The following is a 17,390-nucleotide window of genomic DNA, read 5'->3' as shown; positions in this document are numbered from 1 at the left end:
CGACTCCCTCCGCGGGCCGTTTTTCCGCCGCGAGCCTATACGGCGGCCGAGCGGCCCACCAAGCCCGGCGGGTCAGGACGCGGCGTGGCCCTTCGCCAGCACGTCGAAGGCCTTCAGCCGCGCGAACAGGGCCGGCATCTCGCGGAGCGGGATCATGTTCGGCCCGTCCGAAGGGGCGCGGTCGGGGTCGGGGTGGGTTTCGATGAACACCGCGGCGACACCGATCGCCACCGCGGCGCGGGCGAGCACGGGGGCGTATTCCCGCTGGCCGCCGCTGCTGCTCCCCTGCCCGCCGGGCTGCTGCACGGAATGGGTGGCGTCGAACACCACGGGGTAGCCGGTCTCGGCCATGATCGGCAGGGCGCGCATGTCGCTGACCAGTGTGTTGTAGCCGAAAGAGGCGCCGCGCTCGGTCAGCAGCACCGCTTCGTTGCCCGTGCTGGCGACCTTGGCGGCGACGTTGCGCATGTCCCAGGGCGCGAGGAACTGGCCCTTCTTGATGTTGACCGGCTTGCCCGCCTCGCCCGCGGCCAAGAGCAGATCCGTCTGCCGGCACAAAAAGGCGGGGATCTGGAGGCAGTCCACCGCCTCCGCCGCCGGGGCGCACTGCTCGGCGGCGTGGACATCGGTGAGCACCGGCAATCCGGTGGCCTCGCGCACCTCGGCGAGTATGGCCAAGCCTTCCGACAGGCCGATGCCGCGCGCGGCGTTCAGGCTGGTGCGGTTGGCCTTGTCGAAGCTCGACTTGTAGACCAGCGGCACCCCGGCCGAGGCCGCCATCTCCCGCAAGGCGTGCGCGGTCTCCAGCGCGTGCGCGCGGCTCTCAATCTGGCAGGGGCCGGAGATGAAGGCGAGCGGCGAGCGGTTGCCGAACTCGACGCCGCCGACGCGGACGGTGCGGGCGGCGGCCGTCATACCAGCCGCGCCTGGCGCACCGCGGCGCCGACGAAGCCGCGGAACAGCGGGTGCGGGTCGAAGGGCTTGGACTTCAGCTCCGGGTGGAACTGCACGCCGATGAACCACGGGTGGTCCGGGTACTCCACGATCTCCGGCAGGGCGCCGTCGGGCGACATGCCGGAGAAGCGCAGGCCCGCCTCCTCCAGCCGGTCCTTGTAGTTCACGTTCACCTCGTAGCGGTGGCGGTGGCGCTCGGTGATCTCGCCGGCGCCGTCGTAGACCGAGCGCACGAGCGAGTCCTCGGCCAGCTTCGCCGGGTAGGAGCCGAGGCGCATGGTGCCGCCGAGGTCGCCGGCGGCGGTGCGCCGCTCCAGCGCGTTGCCGCGCATCCACTCAGTCAGCAGGCCGACCACAGGTTCCGGGCAGGCGCCGAATTCGGTGGAGGAGGCGTCGCGCAGGCCCACCAGGTTCCGCGCCGCCTCGATCACCGCCATCTGCATCCCGAAGCAGATGCCCAGGAACGGCACGCGGCGCTCGCGGGCGAAGCGCACGGCCTCGATCTTGCCAGGCGTGCCGCGCTCGCCGAAGCCGCCGGGCACCAGGATGCCGTTGACGCCGGAAAGGCGCTCCAGCGCGCCATCGGCGCCATCGAATATTTCGCTCTCCACCCAGTCGAGGCGGACGCGGACGTTGTGCGCGATGCCGCCGTGGGTGAGCGCCTCGTTCAGCGACTTGTAGCTGTCGAGGAGGTTCGTGTACTTGCCGACCACCGCGATCGTCACCTCGCCTTCCGGCTGGCGCACCGCCTGGACGATCCGCTCCCAGCGCCGGAGGTCGGGCCTGCCCCAGGCCGACATGTTGAAATGGCGGAGCACCTCCTGGTCCAGCCCTTCGGCGTGGTACTGGAGCGGCACGTTGTAGATGGTGCCGGCGTCGAGCGCCGGAATCACCGCTTCCGGGCGCACGTTGCAGAACAGCGCGATCTTGCGCCGCTCGTTGTCCGGGATCGGCCGGTCGCAGCGGCAGAGCAGGATCTGCGGCTGGATGCCCAAGCCCAGCAGCTCCTTCACCGAATGCTGGGTCGGCTTGGTCTTCAGCTCGCCGGCGGTCGGGATGTACGGCACCAGGGTGAGGTGCATGAACAGGCTGCGCTGCGGCCCCAACTCGTTGGCGAGCTGGCGGATGGCCTCCAGGAAGGGCAGGCTCTCGATGTCGCCCACCGTGCCGCCGATCTCGACCAGGACGAAGTCGTAGCCGTCCGTCTCGGCCTGGATGGATTCCTTGATCTTGTCGGTGATGTGCGGGATCACCTGGACGGTGCCGCCCAGGTAATCGCCCCGCCGCTCCGCCGCGATCACGTCGGCGTAGATGCGGCCGGTGGTCCAGTTGTCCGCGCGCGAGGCGTGGACGCCGGTGAACCGCTCGTAGTGGCCGAGGTCGAGGTCGGTCTCCGCCCCGTCGTCGGTGACGAAGACCTCGCCGTGCTGGGTCGGGGACATCGTCCCCGGGTCCACGTTCAGGTAGGGGTCGAGCTTGCGGAGCCGGACCCTGTGCCCGCGGGCCTGCAACAGCGCCCCGAGGGACGCCGCCGCGATGCCTTTTCCGAGGGAGGAGACCACGCCGCCGGTGATGAATACGAACCGCGCCATGGGCGTCCGTCATACTCCCGCGGCGGCGCGAGGGCTACCCGTGTGGCGCCGCCGTCGCGCCGTTGTGGCGCGGGCGCCTCAGCCGGCCGCCCCCAACGGTCAGAACAGGCCCGAACGGACGAAGGCCAGCCAAGCCAACAGGGGCGCGACCGCGACCATCGCAGCGGCGTAGGCGAGCAGCGCCCGGAAGAACAGCGCCTCGTTCTTCGGCAGGGCGCTCGCCAGCAGCAGGGCGCCGCTGGTGGACATCGGGCTGATGTCCACCACGGAGGCCGCCACGCCGACCGCGGTCACGACGCCAAGAGGCGACACGGAGGGATCGGTCGCGATCGCCGCCACCACGGGGGTCGCGGCGCCGAGCGTCCCGGTGGTGGACGCGAAGGCCGACACGAAGGCCACCAGGTAGCACACGACGAGGGCCGCGGCCGGGCCGTCGCCCATGGCTGCCACCAGCGCTTGCGCTTCGGCCACGGCGCCGATCCGTTCCAGCACGCCGACATAGGTGACGACGCCGGTGACGAGCAGGATCGCGGACCAGGGGACGCCTGCCAGCGCGGGCTTCTGGACCGCCGGCCGCGCCGCGACCAGCGCGAGGGACGCGAACAGCGCGGCGACGCCGACGTCGAGCCCGAAGCCGAGCGTCAGGACCAGGAGCGAAACCACGGCCAAGAGGGTCATGGCCCGGAAGGCGTCCAGCCGGACCGGCGGTGCGCCCGACGGTGGATGGGCTTCGGCAGGTGCAGCCGGTGGCGCGGGCGCGGCCTCCCCTGCCGCCGGGCCGCCGGCCCACCGCTGGGCGACCGCGAAGACGGTGGCCGCCAGGGCGGCGTTGAACAGGAAGCAACCGGCGTAGAGGGCGAAGGCGCCGCCGCCCGGCGCGCCGGCTTGGTCCAGCATCCGGCCCGCGATCACGCCGAAGGGGTTGGCCGGCGAGAAGGCGCCGGCGTTCGCCCCCTGCACGACCACCAAGCCCATGGCGATTTCGCCGACGCCGAACCGGGCCCCGAGCGCCAGTGCGACCGGCGCCACTACGGCGACCGCCGCGGGCGTGAAGGCGCCGGCCGTGGCAAGGGCGGCGGCCAAGGCGAACATCAGGAGCGGGGCCCGGCCCGGCCTTCCCCGCGCCAGCCGCCCGGCCCAGTGGGCGAGCAGGTCGATGGTGCCGGCGGCGCGCAGGATGGAGAACAGGAGCGTGGTGCCGAGCAGGGTGAAGAACAGGCCCGCCGGGAAGCGCGCCGTCACCTCCTCGACGGAGAGCCCGGCCAGCGGGACGCCGATGGCGTAGGCCGCGACGATCGCCGCCAAGCCGGCGTTGACCGGCGTGGCGGCGCCCCAGGCGAAGACGGCCATGAGCACGAGGAAGGCGACGACGGACAGGGGCATCGGCGGCGTCGTGCTCCGCTCCCGGGCGGCACGCCGGGATGGCGGGGCCGCGGACCAAGCGCCAGGCTTCGGCCTGTGGACCTCCGGGCGGGACCGCCATCGCCCGCCGTCCGTCCCGTGGCCGCCCGCATCGCGTTGCGCGCTTCCCGGCTCGGGTATTCCCCGGACGCGGAAGGCGCCCGCCGGCCGCTAGTTCGTGGGCACCGCCGGCGGCGGAGGCGTGGCGGGCGCCGCCGGGGCGGCGGGGGCGCCCGGGTTGACGGCCGGCGCGTCCAGGATGGAGCGGGGCTGGCCGGTGCCGCGCGACAGGTAGGCGAGCGTCAGCGACAGCGCGAAGAAGGCGACGGCGAGGAAGGCCGTGGCGCGCGTCAGCAGGTTCGCGGTGCCGCGCCCGGTCATGAAGGAGCCCATGCCTTGGGACGAGCCGATGCCGAGGCCCCCGCCCTCGCTGCGCTGGAGGAGGACCACCCCGATCAGCGCCAGGGTGACGAACAGGTGGATGACGAGCAGGACGGTGGTCATGGGGTACGGGCGGCGATCCGGTGCGGAGGCCGCTTCCTAGGGCAAATCGCCCGCCGCTGGAACCGCCCTGCCTCAACCGGGCCGGGCGGCGTCAGGACGCGAAGCGCGTCCAGGCCCGCCGCGGGCCGACGTCCAGGTGGACGAAGCCGGGGTAGAGGCCCACCCCCATGAAGCCGAACCGTTGCGACAGGGTCCACACCGACAAGCCGAGGTCCAGCGGCCGGATGCCCTTCACCGAGATGTCCGCGGCCCAGCCCCGCAAGTGGAAGCTCGCCGGGGCGGCGCCCTCGAGCGACATGTTGGTCTTGAGGGTGCGGTAGCCGGAGCCGACCAGCAGGGGCCGCGTGTAGCCCCATTGCTCCTGGAGGACCGACAGGATGTCCACGAGCAGCGGCGGCAACGGCCCTTGGACCTCTTCGCGCAGGTCGCGGAACAGGTGGCGGAGGCGGGCCACCGCTTGGGGGTGGTAGGCATCGCCCGCGCGGTAGGCGGTGGCGACCTCCTCCCCCGCGTGGTTCTTCGCCCAGATCCAACGCTCCGCCGGGGTCGTAGCGGCGGCCGAGGCGCGTTGCCAAGCGGCCGGCAACGCCCCGCCGGCCGCCACCGCGGCGGCACCGAGCAGGAAGGGGCGTCGGCCGGTCATGGGACCGGAACTTACCTCTTTTCACTATCGCGTGAAAGAAAACAGTTTAGTTTTCAACTTATAGGTTTAGCACCGGCCGCCGCCGGGCTCACATGGCGCAAAGGGTGAGGCGCCGGTCCTCGACCATCGGGGCGTAGGCGTCGCGCACGGTGGCCAAGCGCGGGTTCTTGGCGTGCGCGTCCACCGCGGCTTGGTCCCGGTAGACCTCGCACAGCATGACGCGGCCCTCGTCGGGCGCGCCGTCGCGGCCGAAGGGCTGGAGCACGTCGAAGCGCTCGCAGCCTGGTTCCTCCTCCAGCGTCTCGCGGGCGTGCTCGCGGATCAGGCGGTCGAAGGCGGCGTGCTGGCCGGCCTTCAGCTTGAACTCGACGACGATGGCGACGCGGGCCATGCGGCTTCCCTCCCGTTCTTGTCCGGCGCGGATTGAACGGGAGGGAGAGCCGCCGGTCCAGGGCAGGGGCGCCCGCCGGTCCGACCGGGGCTCAAGGCGGCGCCGGCGCGCACCGCCGCGCGAAGCCCAAAGCCTCTCGAACCTCCGCGAGCCACGCCACCGAGTCCTCGAAAAAGCGCTCAGGCATGATGCGGTAGTCGCGCATGGCGTGTTCCACCTCGGGCCACCCCAAGCGCATCCCCTTCTGGAAATGCCCCCTCGCCCACAACGCGCCGTGCGCGGCGAGCAACGGGAAAACGTGGTTCCGGCCCGAATGCACGAAGAGGTGGTGGTAGACGCCTGCCCTTTGCGCAAGGTCGTGTATGCCGCCGGCCATCAACGTCGCCTCGCGGCGCACCTCGTCGTAGGGACACGGGGAGCCGGGCGGGTTGCTTGGCATCGCCCGCCCCTAGCCGAAGTTTCCAAATGGAAAGTTAACGGCGACCGGTGTTCCGGCCCTCCGCCCGCAACGGGCCGAGGCTCGGGTCGCTACGCCGCCGCGCGCACCCCCTGCGCGTCGCCCGGGAAGGCCTCGTCTTGCTCGGCGCGGAGCTGGTCCACGAGGCGGCCTTCCGGCACCTCCACGTCGGCGTAGGTGAGCACTTGGTCCTTCCTCACGTCGCGCAGCAGCTTGCAGCCTTCGGCGAGGCCCATGGGCAGGAGCCGCTCGGCGCGCGAGGCGTCGTAGGTCTCGGCCTGGCCGTAGCTGTGGTAGCCGCCGAGGGCGTCGATCACCGTGCCGGCCTTGAGGTCGGTCTTGGCGGTGGTGACCACGTCCACCCGTGGCCCGTCGATCGGCTGCATCACGGCGTCGCCGCACAACACCAATCGGGCGACGGAGAGCGGCACCTCGAAGTGGCAGAGGTGGTAGGGGGTGTAGAAGGAGTAGAGCGGCCCTTCGCCCAGCTTGTAGAGATTGAGGTAGTGGCGCTGCTTCGGGTCATCGTGGGTGGCGAGCACGAACACGCCGGGACCGGGCTTGCTGCCCACCACGTAGTCCACGATGCCGCCCAGCTCGCGCAGCATGTCCACGTCGTAGGACTTGGTCAGCTCGTCCACATGGCCCGGGTGCTCGATGCCGGTCATGCCGCGCTGCACCACCGTCATACCGGTGGCGTTGGCTACCACCGCCTGCTCGAAGCTGATCTTGGTGCCGTCGGCGAAAGACGTGACCATGTAGGGGTTCTGCCCCCACTTCTCGGCGAAGCCCTTCTGGGTGGTCGGGTTGCGGTAGGGGTCCTGGAGGCCCTTGACGTTGCCGCAGAGCAGCGGCGTCAGGCCGATCGACTTCACGAACCGATACAGGTTCATCTGCACGCCGGGCTGGTCGCCGTCGCAGCCGGTGAGGATAACGCCGGCCTTGTCGGCGTGGCGCTTCAGGATCGGGCCGACCGTCGCGTCCAGCTCGGCGTTCATCGTCACCACGTGCTTGCCATAGGCGATGGCCTGCATCGTGACCTGCGCGCCGTGCTCCACGGCGCCGGTGGCGTCGATCAGGCAGTCGATGCCGTCGGCGGCGCAGAGCAGCATCGGGTCCTGCGTCACGGCCGGGCGGTTCGTGTCGATGCACTTCTCCAACGCCTTCTGGCTGCCGACGAAGGCTACCTCTTCGACGCCGGCTTCCGTGTAGGCCTGCACCGCGTTGTTGAGGGTGCGGTTGGCGATGGCGACCAGCCGCATCCCGGGCACGGAGTTGACGATCTGGTTGGCGATGCCGCGCGCCATGAAGCCGGCGCCGACCATCCCGACCCGCACCGGCTTGCCGTCCGCCTCGCGCTGCCGGAGCAGCCTGTCTACGATGATCATGTCTTCCGAACTTCCCTCAAGGCGCCGCCGCCCTCCGGCGCCGCCCGGTTGCGACCAGGCGCGGGCCCTCAGCGGAGGCCGCGCAGCGTCTCGATGGCGTGGTATTCGGGGTCGAAGGCCGGCCAGGAGCCGTCCTTGGCCGAGACGTCCGTCGGCTGCACCGGCCACTTCGCGGAGAACCACGGGTCGTCGAAGCGCAGGCCCCGCTCCTGCTGCGGCGCGTAGGGCGCGCTCACGAAGTAGAAGGCTTCGGCGTCATCCGTCAGCGTGACGAAGCCGTGGGCGAAGCCGCGCGGCACGTACATCATCAAGCGGTTCTCGGCCGTGAGGTCGGCGCCGAACCACTTGCCGAAGCTCGGGCTGTCGGGCCTGAGGTCCACGATCAGGTCGTGGAAGGCGCCCCGGATGCAGCGCACCAGCTTCACCTCGGACGCCGGGGGGAGCTGGTAGTGCATGCCGCGCAAGGCACCCTTCTTGCCGGTCAGCGAGTTGTTGGCCTGGACGAAGCGGGTTTCCAGGCCATGGGCCGCGAACTCATCACCGCAGAAGACGCGCGCGAAGAAGCCGCGCTCGTCGCCCCGCTTCTCCGGCTCGATCAGGAACGCGCCTTGGAGAGGGGTCTCGTGGAAGATCACAGCGCGGCTCCCCGCCGATGCCACACCGCCCCGTCAACCATGGAGTCCCCCTCGAATCGCATGCCGTCGCATACAACTTTTCGGCGAAACCGCATCGCCGACTTTAGGTTTGCGTTGAATGCCCCTAAGGCCCAGTAAACCCGCTAGCGCCCCTAGGCGTCAACGACAACATAATCGCTTTCGACATGAACGGCGAAGGTTTCGGCGCGATATGGGCCGTCCTGTAACGCCGCGCCGGGCTCGACCCGGGTGTCGTAGCGGCGCGTCCTGACCCGCCCCGGGTCGAAGCGCGATTGCCCGGTACGTATGTCGAACTCCCAATAGTGCCAAGGGCAGCGGATCATCTCGCCCCGGCGGGCGTAGCGGTACTCCCCCGGCCCGGGCGATGAAACCTCCCCGGTCAGGCAACCGGCGGCGAGGCTCCCGCCCTGGTGGGGGCAGCGGTCGCCCAGGGCGAAAAACTCGCCGCCGAGGTTGAACACCACCACCTTACGGCCCGCGACTTCCACCAGCTTGCGCCCACCCGGCGGGATCTCGCCCACCGCCGCCACCACGTACCGCCGCTTGGCGGCCGGTACCGCCGCTTGGCTCAAAAGCCGTACACCCTCCGCGCGTTGCCGCCGTAGATGTCGCGGCGGACCTCTTCGGGCAGCGTGCCGGGTACGGCGGCGCGCGGGTCGTCGAAGTCCCAGTGCGGGTAGTCGGTGGCGAAGAGGATGCGGTCCCAGCCGATCCAGCCCATAACGTCCCGCAGGTGCCGGCCTACCTCGGGCTCCTCCATGGGCTGGGTCGAGACCCAGATGTGGTCGCGGATGTACTCGGAGGGCGCGCGGCGGAGGTGCGGCACCTCCCCCTTGAGATGGCGCCAGTGGCGGTCCAGTCGCCACGCAACCGATGGCAGCCAAGCGAAGCCGCATTCGATCAGGACCACCTTGAGGGTCGGAAGGCGCTCGAACACGCCTTCCACGACGAGGCTCGTCACCTGGTTCTGGCAGGAGGTGGCGTGCTCGCTCACCTCCTCGATGTAGAAGGAGGGCCAGCCGGTGTTGGTCATGGCCCAGCCGGAGTAGCCGAAGGCGTGGAAGGCGACCGGCAGCCCGGCTTCGGCCGCCGCCTCGTAGATCGGCCAGTACCGGGGATTGCCGGCGGGCTCGGCCGTCCGGCTCATCATCAGCACCTGGCAGAAATTCGGGTCGCCGGCGCGCTGCCGGATCTCGGCGGCGGAGGCGGCGGCGTCCTCGTAAGGCACCACCACGCTGCCGCGCAGCCGCGGCTCGGGCCGGAGCCAGGTTTCGAGCTGCCACTCGTTCACGGCGTGGCAGAGCGCGGCGGAGAAGCCGTTGTTGCGGTCGCCCTGGCCGGAAGGCTGGAGCGGGTTCAGCACGCCGATGTCGATGCCGTGGGCGTCCAAATGGTGGCTGCGGAGGAAGCCGAGGTCGGAGGCCGGGGTGCCGCCGCCGGGCGGCCAAGCGTCGCGCCGGCAGGCGAGCGGCTGCGCCTTCGGGAACGGGGGCTGGCCACCGGTGAAGCCGTGGCGGGCGCGGGGACCGTATTCCTGGGCGTAGCGCCACCAGCGCTCGCTGAGCCAGGGCTTGAAGTCGGCGTGGCTGTGGGCGCGGGGGTGGATGTCCACGTCCACCAGCCCGAGCGTCGCGGCCGCGGGGCGGCCGGGGCGGGCGTCGGCCCTGGGCGGCGGCGCCTGGATGACGTTCATCGGGAACCCTCCTCCCCTCGCAAACGGCCGTAGGTGGCGAGCGCGTTGTCGCGCATGAGCTTGGGCAGCATAGCCTCCGGGAAGCCCGGCGGCACGGCCGCGTTCCCGTCGAATTGCCAGTGCGGCCAGTCGGACGCCCAGAGCAGCATGTCCTCCGAACGCAGGTGGTCCAGGATTCGCTGCACGGCGCCCGGATCGTCCTCAGGCGCGTCGAAGGGCTGCACGGAGAGGCGCACCTGGTCCCGGACCAGTTCGGCCGGGGAACGGTCCACCCAGGGCACCTCGAAGCGGACGCCCTTCCAGGTCTTGCCGAGGCGCCACAAGAAGGCGGGCAGCCAGGTCACGCCGGATTCCAGCAGCACCACCTTGAGGTCCGGGAACTTGCCGAGCGTGCCCTCGGTGACGAGGCTCGCGAGCTGGCTTTGGAAGGCCTGCTGGTTGGCGACGTACTCCTCCAGGTACCAGGAGGTCCAACCCACCGAGGTCTGCGGGTGGCGGTAGGCGCTGCCGGCGTGGACGCCGAGCGGCAGGCCGTGGCGGACCAGCGCCTCGTACACGGGCCAGAATTGCCGCTTGCCGAGCGGCGCGTCGCCCATGGCCAGCACCAACGCCTGGACGAAGCGACGGTCGGGGGCGAGGCGCTCGATCTCCTCCACGGCGGCGCCGATGTCCTGCAAGGGCAGGACGATGGAGGCGCGCAGCCGCGGGTCGCGGTCCAGCCACTCGGCGCGGGTCCAGTCGTTCAGGGCGCGGGTGAAGGCGACCGCCATGTCGGCGTTGAGCACCATCTGCACGCCGTAAAGCGGGTTCAGGATGGCGAGGTCGGCGCCGAAGGGCCCCAGCGCCTGGGTTTGGAGTTCCGCGACGGTGGAGGCGCCCCTGCCCTTCGCGTCCCGCCAGTCGGCACGGATGGTCTTGGGCGTGTTGACCGGCCAGCTCTGGCCGTCGAGCTGGGTGATGCCGCGCTCCGTAACCTGGTCGCGCCAAAACTCGTCCAGGTACGGCGACAGCGCCGACATGGCGGGCACCATCGGGTGGACGTCGCAGTCTATGGCGCCGAGGCCAGTGGGCATCCATTCCTCCCCGGAGGGGCCGATCTTGCCCCGCTGGCGCCGTGGGCGCTAGCGCCCGACGCCGATCCGCGCCAGCCGGTGCGCGGCGTCGGCGTTCACCGCGTTGTCCGGCAGGCGCCCGGCCGCGAGCACCCTAACCTGCCGCACGGTGTCCATGGCTTGGTGCAGCGTGGCTTGCGGGGTCAGGCCGCCGACGTGCGGCGTGGCGACCACGCGCGGGTGGGCGGCGAGTTCGGGCGTGGGCATCTGGTCCGGGGCGCGGCCGACGTCGAGGGCGGCGCCGGCGAGGCGGCCATTATCGAGCGCCGCGCGCAGGGCGACCTCGTCCACCAAGCCGCCGCGCCCGGGGTTGAGGAAGAAGGCGCCGGGCTTCATGCGTCCGAAGGCGGCGGCGTCCATCAGGTTCTCGGTCTGCTCGTTCGCCACGGCGAGGCAGACGACGAAGTCGGACGCGGCCAGCAACTCCGGCATGTCCAACTGGGCGATGCGCCCGTCCTGGGCGCGGGCGTGCGGGTCCGTCACCAGCACGCGCATGTTGAGCGCCAGCGCCATCTCCGCCAAGCGGCGGCCGATGGCACCGTAGCCGATGACGCCCAGCGTCGAGCCTTCGAGCTGGCGGCCGATCCGCGCTTCGGGCACCTCGCCGCGGTGGTAGCGCTCGGTCGCGGCGGAGATGCCGCGGGCGAGGTCCACCATCTGGCCCAGCACGAGTTCCGCCACCGCCGGGATGAAGCCGGGCGTGGCGTGCGTCACCAGCACGCCCTGGGCGCTGGCCGCCCCGACGTCCACGTCGCGGATGTCCACGGCGCAGCGCAGGAAGGCGACGAGGTCGGGCGCGTTCTCGAACAACTCGGCCGGGCCATGCGAGAGGCGGTAGGAGACGATCAGCTCGCACCCCTCCGCCGCCTCCGCCAGCTCGCGGCCGGACAGGTCGCGGCCGGTCTCGTTCCGCCGCACCTCGGCGACCTCCCGCAAGGCGGCCAGCGCCTCGTCGCCGTAGTAGTTGGCGAAGGCATCGGACGAGTGGCTCAGGTAGGCGCGCAGGCGGCGGCCGGCGGTCATGGGAGCATCTTCCCCGGGTTCATCAGATTCGCCGGGTCGATCGCCGCCTTGACCGCCCGCATCACGTCGAGCGCCACCGGGTCCTTGTGCGTCGCCATGGCGTGGCGCTTGGATTGGCCGATGCCGTGCTCGGCGGAAAAGGTGCCGCCGAGGTCCACGGCGACGGCGTTCACCACCGCCTCCGCGCCGGCGGCGCGCGCTACCCAGTCCTCGCGCGGGGTGCCCTCCGGCGCCAGCAGGCCGACGTGCATGTTCCCATCGCCGGCGTGGCCCACCGCGACCATGCGCCCTTCCGGCCAGCGCGCGGCCAATTCCTGCTCCACCCGCCCGAGAAAGGCGGGCACCGCCGAGACGGGGACGGCGGTATCCGTGGAGATGGCAGGGCCGGCTTGGCGGACGCAGTCGGGGTAGTCCTCCCGGATGCGCCAGAAGGCCGCGCGGTGCTCCTCGTTCTCGGCGAGCACGGCGTCCGTGCATTCGCCGACTTCCATCGCGGCCGCCAGCGTGTCCTCCAGCATGGCGCGCAGCGGCACCGCGGGGTGGGCGGCGGCGATCTCGACCATCACGTACCAGGGGCTGTCCAGCGCCATCGGCATGCGCGTGCGCTGGCCGAAGCGGTCCACGATCTCCATGCAGCGGCGGAGGATCAGCTCGAAGGCGATCACCTCGGCGCCGCTGCCGAGCACGCGCGAGAGGAGCGAGAGCGCGGTGTCCGGCGAGGGCACGGCGGCGAAGGCCGTCTCCACCCGCCTGAGCGCCGGCACGAGGCGCAGCGCGGCGGCGGTGATGACGCCGAGCGTGCCCTCCCCGCCCAGGAACAGGTGGCGGAGCGCGTAGCCGCTGTTGTCCTTGCGCACGCGGCGGAGGTCGTTCAGCACGCGGCCGTCCGGCAGCACCACCTCCAGGCCGAGCACGAGGTCCCGCGCGTTGCCCCAGCGGATGGTGCGGATGCCGCCCGCGTTGGTTGACAGCGCGCCGCCCACCTGCGCCGAGCCTTGCGCGCCCCAGGAGAGCGGGAACAGCCGGTCCACGGCGGTGGCGGCCTCCTGCACCTGCTGCACCACGCAGCCCGCCTCGGCCACGAGGGAGAAGTCGCGCGCGTCCACGTCGCGGATGCGGTTCAGCCGCTCCAGGCTCAGCACCACGGCGGGCGGGCCGTTCTCCGGGACGACGGCGCCGCCGCACAGGCCCGTGCGCCCGCCGGCCGGCACCACCGCGACGCCTTCCGCCGCGCAGGCGCGCACGGCGGCCGAAACCTCCTCCACCGTGCCGGGCCGGAGCACCGCCAGCGGCGCGCCGCGGTAGGCGCCGCGCCAGTCCACGGCGTAGGGCGCCACGTCCGGCGGGTCGCGCAGCACGTTGCGGGCGCCGATCGCGTCGGCCAGGGCTTGCAGGTGCGTCATGCCGGCCAGTGTCCGCCCGGCGCCGCGACCCTTCAAGGCCGGGCGGCGGCGGCGGGACGGGCCAGGGGCGTCACCAGCCCATGCTGCCGGGTCCGCCCTTGAACGGCCCGACGAGGTCGCCGGTGATCCAGCCGCCGTAGAAGCCGCCGGGCTGCGGCGTGACCGCCTCGTCGCCGACGAAGCACCGGTCCATCGCGCCGGCATACACCGCCAAGTGGTCGCGGATGGCGGCGAAGGGGGGCGTCGGGTCCGGGTAGCCCCAGGCCGCGCGCTCCGCCACCAGCCCGCCGGCGCGGATGGTCCAATACCGGGCCTCGCCCTTCCACTCGCAGACGCTGCGGCCGGGCGCGGGTTCGAGGTCGCAGCCGGTGAACGCGGCCCGGGGCAGGTAGTAGACCGGCGGGTGCGAGGTCTCCAGCACGCGGAAGGCCGCCGACGTCTCCGCGACGACGCGGCCGGCGAAGACGATGCGGATCGGCCGCGCGACCGGCTCCAGGGCGGGCGGCCGCGGGTAGTCCCAGACGCTTTCCACGACGCTGCTCCTCCATCGTTCGACGGGCCGCCCGCGGCCGCGATGCGCCGGACGCGCAGACGGGCCGCTACACCATCCGCAGCAGCGTGCCGTCGCGGCGGATCGCCTGGTGGTAAATCGCGGCGGCGATGTGGATCGCCAAGAGCACCGCGATGGAGATTCCCACCACGGTGTGCGCGGCCTGGACCGGGTCGGCCAGCGCCTTGTTCGCCTCCATGAACTTGGGGAAGTCTATGAAGCCGAGGTAGGCGGTCTCCCCCCGCAGCGGAAAGCCTTGGGCGTTGGTGGCGATGAAGCCGAGGGTCGGCTGCACGATCATCGCGGCGTAGAGCAGCCAGTGGTTCGCGGCGGCCGCGCGCCGCATCGCCAGCGGGACGCTGTCCGGCAGGGGCGGTGGCGGGTGCGTCCACCGCCACGCGAGGCGGGCGATGGCCACGAGGAAGATGGTCAGCCCGGCCGATTCGTGGATGGCGTAGAAGGGCATCTTGTCGCTGTCTTTGATGTACTTGATGAGGAACCCGAGCGGCAGCGCCACCGCCATCAAGCCGACCGTGACCCAATGGAACCACTTGGACACGCTGTTGTAGGACTCCGCCGCCATCGCCCCGCCCTTCCCGTCGTCCCCGACCACCATGGCACATCCGGCGCCGCTCCCGGATGGGACAGTGGCCGCCCACGCCGATTGGAGCCTGGACCCGCGCAAGCGCTGGATCTCCGTCGCCCGCCTGTCCGGCGGAGCGTGGCGGGCGGAGGCGCCGGTCCCGGTCGGCGACGTGGCGGCGCTGCTGCCGCGGTTGCTGAAGGGCGGGGGGCCGGTCGCGCTGGGGCTGGATCTGCCGCTCGGCCTGCCGCGGGAGTACGCGCGGCACCTGCCCGAACCGGACTTCCCCGCCTTCCTGCGCGGCTTGGCGGCGCGGCCGGGCTTCTTCGCGGTGAGCGCGGGCCTCGACACCGTCAGTCGGGAGCGGCCCTTCTACCCGGCGCGCGGGGTCCGGGGCATGACGCGGGCGGCGCACGCGGCGGCGCTCGGGATGGACGGGCCACTCGGCCTGTCGCGCCTGTGCGACCGCGCGACGGCGGAGCGGCCGGCGGGGGCGCCGCTGTTCTGGACGCTCGGCGCCAACCAGTCGGGCAAGGCGGCCATCGCGGCGTGGCGGGACTGGCTGCTGCCGGCGCTCGGCGCGGGCCTGCCCGTGTCGCTCTGGCCGTTCGAGGGCGGGCTGCGCGCGCTGCTCGCGCCGGGGCGGGCGGCGCTGGCGGAGGTCTACCCGGCGGAGGCGTTGCGCCAGTGCGGGCTGCGCCTCCCCGGCAGCAAGCGGGCGCAGGGGCCGCGAAGGGCGCTGGCGCCGGCGTTGCGCGCGGCGATGGATGCGCGGCGGGTGCTGTCCTCCCCCGCGCTGGCGGCGGCCGTCGCCGACGGGTTCGGCGCGGACGCGGCGGGCGAGGACCGGTTCGACTCGGTGGTTGGGCTGCTCGGCTTGGTCGGCGTGCTGGACGGGGCGCGGCCGGACTTCGTGCCGGACGACCCTTGGGTGCGGCGTTGGGAAGGTTGGGTGCTGGGGCAAACGGCGTTGCCGCGCGGTTGAGGAGGCGCGGACCGAGCGCTCCGGCCCGTCTACTTCTTTACCATCTTACCGCCTCACTGGAATATTTAATCGTACTTGCCTTCAATCAAATCGAGAATGTCATCAATATAAAACAGAACGAACACTGCGATCATTGACATTGCAATAAGAAATTTGTGTTGCTTGACCGCTTTTTGAGGCTCTCCCCACCGATAGTGCTTCCATAAGGTCCATGCAGACATGCCGCCCAGAAAGCAGAACGGAAGCAACGAGGCCAGCGTCTTGTACCCCAGCGAACGGGCCAGAACCAAGGCGGCAACGAAGCATACAAGCAGCGCAGCGGTACGGATCGGCATAGCCCTTCATACCAAAATTTTGTTTCGTTGAAGGGCCTTTTTGCGCCATCGACCGGCGCCGACGACTTGGCTCCGGACCTCTTCAAGCGCTGTTGCAAGCCTCTCGTCTGAGCGGCAACGGGACGGCGCGCTGTACGTCGTGGGCTACCATGGGTCCGCCGGCGCTTTCCGGACGAAAGGGGTGCGGCGCCAGCGGCGCGGCGGGCACGGGTCCAGGAGTTTACCCGGACAATATTCCTAATCCGGCGCTCTGTCGTCAAGCGATTCCTGGCCCGCCCCGCCGGTACAGCCCCGCCGCCTCGGCCGCCTGCGTCGCCAGAGCCACCAGGAGCGAGAGCGTCGGCGTCGGCACGCCCCGCCCCCGCGCCAAGCGGAGCGGCACGGTGAAGAGGGCGTCGATCTCCATTGGGCGGCCGAGTTCGAGGTCCTGGAGGATGGAGGGCTTGTGCGGGATCTGCGCCGACAGGGCAATGCGCTCCTGCGCGGTGGAAGACACCTGCCGGCCCATCGCGCGGGCGATCGCCAGCCCCTCTTCCACCGCCCGCAAGGCCGCCTCGTTCACCACCGGGTCGGCGAAGGTGTCGCGGATGTTGCGCCGGGTCAGGAGGCAGAGCGGGCCGTTCGCCAGGTTGTTGAGCAGCTTGCCCCAGACCTCGCTGCGGATGTCCGGGCTGACGCTGCACGGGAGGCTGCCGGCCTTGAAGGCGGTGGCGAGGGCGACCGCGCGGGGGCTGCGTTCGCCGTCCGGCTCGCCGAGGATCAGCTTGGTGGTTCGGCTGGACACCTCGACCACGCCGGGCGACGCGACCGAACACGCGGCGTAGACCACGCCGCCCAGGGTCCGTTCGACGCCGACGGCGCGGCGGATGTTGTCGCCCGGATCGAGTTCCGGCAGGCGCGTGCCTTCGGCTTCGCCGCCGTGGCGGTCGAAGTACCACCAGGGGATGCCGTTGGTCACGAAGGCGACGGCGGTGCCCGGGCCGAGCAGCGGGCCTATGCCCTCCGCCACGTCCGGGAGCGCCGGGACCTTGGTGCAGACCACGACGGCGTCCTGCGGGCCGAGGTCGGCGGGCCGGTCGGAGGCGGCGGGGCGGCTGTGCAGCGCGCCCTCCGCCGTCCGCACGGTGAGGCCCTCCGCCCGGATAGCGTCCAGGTGCGGGCCGCGGGCCACCACGGACAACTCGGCGCCGCCCTTCGCCAGCCGTCCCGCCAGGTAGCCACCGATGGCGCCGGCGCCGTAGACGCAGACCTTCACGCGACGTTCTCCCGCAGGTGGACCAGCATGGCCGCGCCGGCCGCGACCAGTTCTTCGACGAGGCGCGCGCCGTGCTCGGCGCCGCCGCCGCGCGGGTCGGCCGCGGAAACGCCGCCGGGGGCGGCCTCCTCCACGTCCGTCGGCACGGCGAACTCCGCGCCGCCGCACCGCACCTGGCCGAAGCCGGATATGGGCAGGCCGAGGACGGACCGAGCGCGTTCGGTCGGCCGGGCGCGCTCCGGGCGGCAGAGGTCCGGGCGCAGGTGGAGCGCCACCGACCACACGGGGTCGCCGCCGTGCCCGAGGCTGGCAGTGTCCCCGCCGAGGCCGGCGTGGAAGGCGGCGGCGGCGCGCCAGAGGTGCAAGGCCGGCACCACGACGCCGCGCCGGCGGCGCAGCGCCCGCGCGGCCGCTTCCAACGCCACCTCCTGCCGCAGCGCATCGCCCCCGGCGAGGCCGCCGGCG

Annotated in this window: 20 protein-coding genes; 1 reads left to right on the top strand and 19 read right to left on the bottom strand. The window is 71.9% G+C overall.

All coding sequences use genetic code 11. From position 1 onward, the window contains the following. Positions 1–72: 72 nt before the first annotated feature. The 16 genes from kdsA to ABD067_RS21120 all read right to left on the bottom strand — a co-directional run bounded on the left by kdsA (position 73) and on the right by ABD067_RS21120 (position 14,383). Positions 73–915, bottom strand: coding sequence for a 3-deoxy-8-phosphooctulonate synthase (gene kdsA / locus ABD067_RS21195; protein WP_343897396.1), 843 nt, complete (start codon positions 913–915; stop codon positions 73–75). Further along, positions 912–2,546: a CTP synthase gene (locus ABD067_RS21190; protein ID WP_343897395.1), complete on the bottom strand. Its 1,635-nt coding sequence runs from the start codon at positions 2,544–2,546 to the stop codon at positions 912–914. Before ABD067_RS21190 ends, kdsA begins: the two co-directional genes overlap by 4 nt. Before the next feature lie 99 nt (positions 2,547–2,645). Further along, positions 2,646–3,929 (bottom strand): SLC13 family permease, encoded by a 1,284-nt coding sequence (locus ABD067_RS21185; protein WP_343897394.1) that lies wholly within the window; start codon positions 3,927–3,929, stop codon positions 2,646–2,648. A 189-nt stretch (positions 3,930–4,118) separates the two neighbouring features. Next, on the bottom strand, positions 4,119–4,451 hold the full coding sequence (gene secG / locus ABD067_RS21180) for a preprotein translocase subunit SecG (protein WP_343897393.1): 333 nt from the start codon (positions 4,449–4,451) through the stop codon (positions 4,119–4,121). Between the two features lie 91 nt (positions 4,452–4,542). Then, the gene (locus ABD067_RS21175) at positions 4,543–5,094 is read right to left on the bottom strand and encodes a YcbK family protein (protein ID WP_343897392.1); all 552 of its coding nucleotides are present in this window, start codon (positions 5,092–5,094) and stop codon (positions 4,543–4,545) included. A gap of 88 nt (positions 5,095–5,182) precedes the next feature. Then, positions 5,183–5,485, bottom strand: coding sequence for a putative quinol monooxygenase (locus ABD067_RS21170; RefSeq protein ID WP_343897390.1), 303 nt, complete (start codon positions 5,483–5,485; stop codon positions 5,183–5,185). A gap of 91 nt (positions 5,486–5,576) precedes the next feature. After that, positions 5,577–5,924, bottom strand: a complete 348-nt coding sequence (locus ABD067_RS21165) for a hypothetical protein (RefSeq protein ID WP_343897389.1) — start codon at positions 5,922–5,924, stop codon at positions 5,577–5,579. 89 nt (positions 5,925–6,013) lie between these two features. Then, complete coding sequence (locus ABD067_RS21160) at positions 6,014–7,330, bottom strand: NAD(P)H-dependent oxidoreductase (RefSeq protein WP_343897388.1); 1,317 nt, start codon at positions 7,328–7,330, stop codon at positions 6,014–6,016. A 68-nt stretch (positions 7,331–7,398) separates the two neighbouring features. Next, positions 7,399–7,965 carry a dTDP-4-dehydrorhamnose 3,5-epimerase gene (gene rfbC / locus ABD067_RS21155; RefSeq protein WP_343897387.1) on the bottom strand — a complete coding sequence of 189 codons (567 nt, stop codon included), beginning with the start codon at positions 7,963–7,965 and terminating at the stop codon, positions 7,399–7,401. 152 nt (positions 7,966–8,117) lie between these two features. Then, the gene (locus tag ABD067_RS21150; protein ID WP_343897386.1) at positions 8,118–8,558 is read right to left on the bottom strand and encodes a Rieske (2Fe-2S) protein; all 441 of its coding nucleotides are present in this window, start codon (positions 8,556–8,558) and stop codon (positions 8,118–8,120) included. Further along, positions 8,555–9,679 (bottom strand): amidohydrolase family protein, encoded by a 1,125-nt coding sequence (locus tag ABD067_RS21145; RefSeq protein WP_343897385.1) that lies wholly within the window; start codon positions 9,677–9,679, stop codon positions 8,555–8,557. The genes ABD067_RS21150 and ABD067_RS21145 overlap by 4 nt, the downstream gene beginning before the upstream one ends. After that, entirely contained in the window at positions 9,676–10,752 is a 1,077-nt protein-coding gene (locus ABD067_RS21140) for an amidohydrolase family protein (RefSeq protein ID WP_343897384.1), read from the bottom strand. The genes ABD067_RS21145 and ABD067_RS21140 overlap by 4 nt, the downstream gene beginning before the upstream one ends. A gap of 48 nt (positions 10,753–10,800) precedes the next feature. Further along, entirely contained in the window at positions 10,801–11,814 is a 1,014-nt protein-coding gene (locus ABD067_RS21135) for an NAD(P)-dependent oxidoreductase (protein WP_343897383.1), read from the bottom strand. Next, positions 11,811–13,217 (bottom strand): FAD-binding oxidoreductase, encoded by a 1,407-nt coding sequence (locus ABD067_RS21130; RefSeq protein ID WP_343897382.1) that lies wholly within the window; start codon positions 13,215–13,217, stop codon positions 11,811–11,813. The genes ABD067_RS21135 and ABD067_RS21130 overlap by 4 nt, the downstream gene beginning before the upstream one ends. Before the next feature lie 70 nt (positions 13,218–13,287). Beyond that, positions 13,288–13,749, bottom strand: coding sequence for a DUF427 domain-containing protein (locus ABD067_RS21125; protein ID WP_343897381.1), 462 nt, complete (start codon positions 13,747–13,749; stop codon positions 13,288–13,290). Positions 13,750–13,816: 67 nt separating this feature from the next. Next, complete coding sequence (locus ABD067_RS21120; RefSeq protein ID WP_343897380.1) at positions 13,817–14,383, bottom strand: cytochrome b; 567 nt, start codon at positions 14,381–14,383, stop codon at positions 13,817–13,819. A 31-nt stretch (positions 14,384–14,414) separates the two neighbouring features. Between ABD067_RS21120 and ABD067_RS21115 the strand changes: the two genes are divergently transcribed. Beyond that, the gene (locus ABD067_RS21115; protein ID WP_343897379.1) at positions 14,415–15,335 is read left to right on the top strand and encodes a hypothetical protein; all 921 of its coding nucleotides are present in this window, start codon (positions 14,415–14,417) and stop codon (positions 15,333–15,335) included. A 65-nt stretch (positions 15,336–15,400) separates the two neighbouring features. Here the strand turns inward: ABD067_RS21115 and ABD067_RS21110 are convergent, their stop codons facing one another. From ABD067_RS21110 to ABD067_RS21100, 3 genes are all read right to left on the bottom strand, one after another. Further along, a complete protein-coding gene (locus ABD067_RS21110) occupies positions 15,401–15,670 on the bottom strand; it encodes a hypothetical protein (protein ID WP_343897378.1) in 270 nt (89 codons plus the stop codon). Between the two features lie 256 nt (positions 15,671–15,926). Then, entirely contained in the window at positions 15,927–16,925 is a 999-nt protein-coding gene (locus ABD067_RS21105) for a ketopantoate reductase family protein (RefSeq protein ID WP_343897377.1), read from the bottom strand. Further along, positions 16,922–17,390 (bottom strand): creatininase family protein (locus ABD067_RS21100; protein ID WP_343897376.1); only part of this gene is annotated, 469 nt, incomplete at its 5' end. The genes ABD067_RS21105 and ABD067_RS21100, both read right to left, overlap by 4 nt.

This window comes from Craurococcus roseus (assembly GCF_039523795.1).
GTDB classification, from domain to species: Bacteria; Pseudomonadota; Alphaproteobacteria; order Acetobacterales; family Acetobacteraceae; genus Craurococcus; species Craurococcus roseus.
The sequence above is the reverse complement of the archived record's forward strand: the minus strand, read 5'-3'. Positions and strand labels throughout refer to the sequence as shown.

Excerpts from the sequence above, each read along its gene's own strand:
- kdsA (WP_343897396.1), bottom strand. The coding sequence starts at position 915 with ATGACGGCCGCCGCCCGCACCGTCCGCGTCGGCGGCGTCGAGTTCGGC.
- ABD067_RS21190 (WP_343897395.1), bottom strand. The coding sequence starts at position 2,546 with ATGGCGCGGTTCGTATTCATCACCGGCGGCGTGGTCTCCTCCCTCGGA.
- ABD067_RS21185 (WP_343897394.1), bottom strand. The coding sequence starts at position 3,929 with ATGCCCCTGTCCGTCGTCGCCTTCCTCGTGCTCATGGCCGTCTTCGCC.
- secG (WP_343897393.1), bottom strand. The coding sequence starts at position 4,451 with ATGACCACCGTCCTGCTCGTCATCCACCTGTTCGTCACCCTGGCGCTG.
- ABD067_RS21175 (WP_343897392.1), bottom strand. The coding sequence starts at position 5,094 with ATGACCGGCCGACGCCCCTTCCTGCTCGGTGCCGCCGCGGTGGCGGCC.
- ABD067_RS21170 (WP_343897390.1), bottom strand. The coding sequence starts at position 5,485 with ATGGCCCGCGTCGCCATCGTCGTCGAGTTCAAGCTGAAGGCCGGCCAG.
- ABD067_RS21165 (WP_343897389.1), bottom strand. The coding sequence starts at position 5,924 with ATGCCAAGCAACCCGCCCGGCTCCCCGTGTCCCTACGACGAGGTGCGC.
- ABD067_RS21160 (WP_343897388.1), bottom strand. The coding sequence starts at position 7,330 with ATGATCATCGTAGACAGGCTGCTCCGGCAGCGCGAGGCGGACGGCAAG.
- ABD067_RS21145 (WP_343897385.1), bottom strand. The coding sequence starts at position 9,679 with ATGAACGTCATCCAGGCGCCGCCGCCCAGGGCCGACGCCCGCCCCGGC.
- ABD067_RS21140 (WP_343897384.1), bottom strand. The coding sequence starts at position 10,752 with ATGCCCACTGGCCTCGGCGCCATAGACTGCGACGTCCACCCGATGGTG.
- ABD067_RS21135 (WP_343897383.1), bottom strand. The coding sequence starts at position 11,814 with ATGACCGCCGGCCGCCGCCTGCGCGCCTACCTGAGCCACTCGTCCGAT.
- ABD067_RS21130 (WP_343897382.1), bottom strand. The coding sequence starts at position 13,217 with ATGACGCACCTGCAAGCCCTGGCCGACGCGATCGGCGCCCGCAACGTG.
- ABD067_RS21120 (WP_343897380.1), bottom strand. The coding sequence starts at position 14,383 with ATGGTGGTCGGGGACGACGGGAAGGGCGGGGCGATGGCGGCGGAGTCC.
- ABD067_RS21110 (WP_343897378.1), bottom strand. The coding sequence starts at position 15,670 with ATGCCGATCCGTACCGCTGCGCTGCTTGTATGCTTCGTTGCCGCCTTG.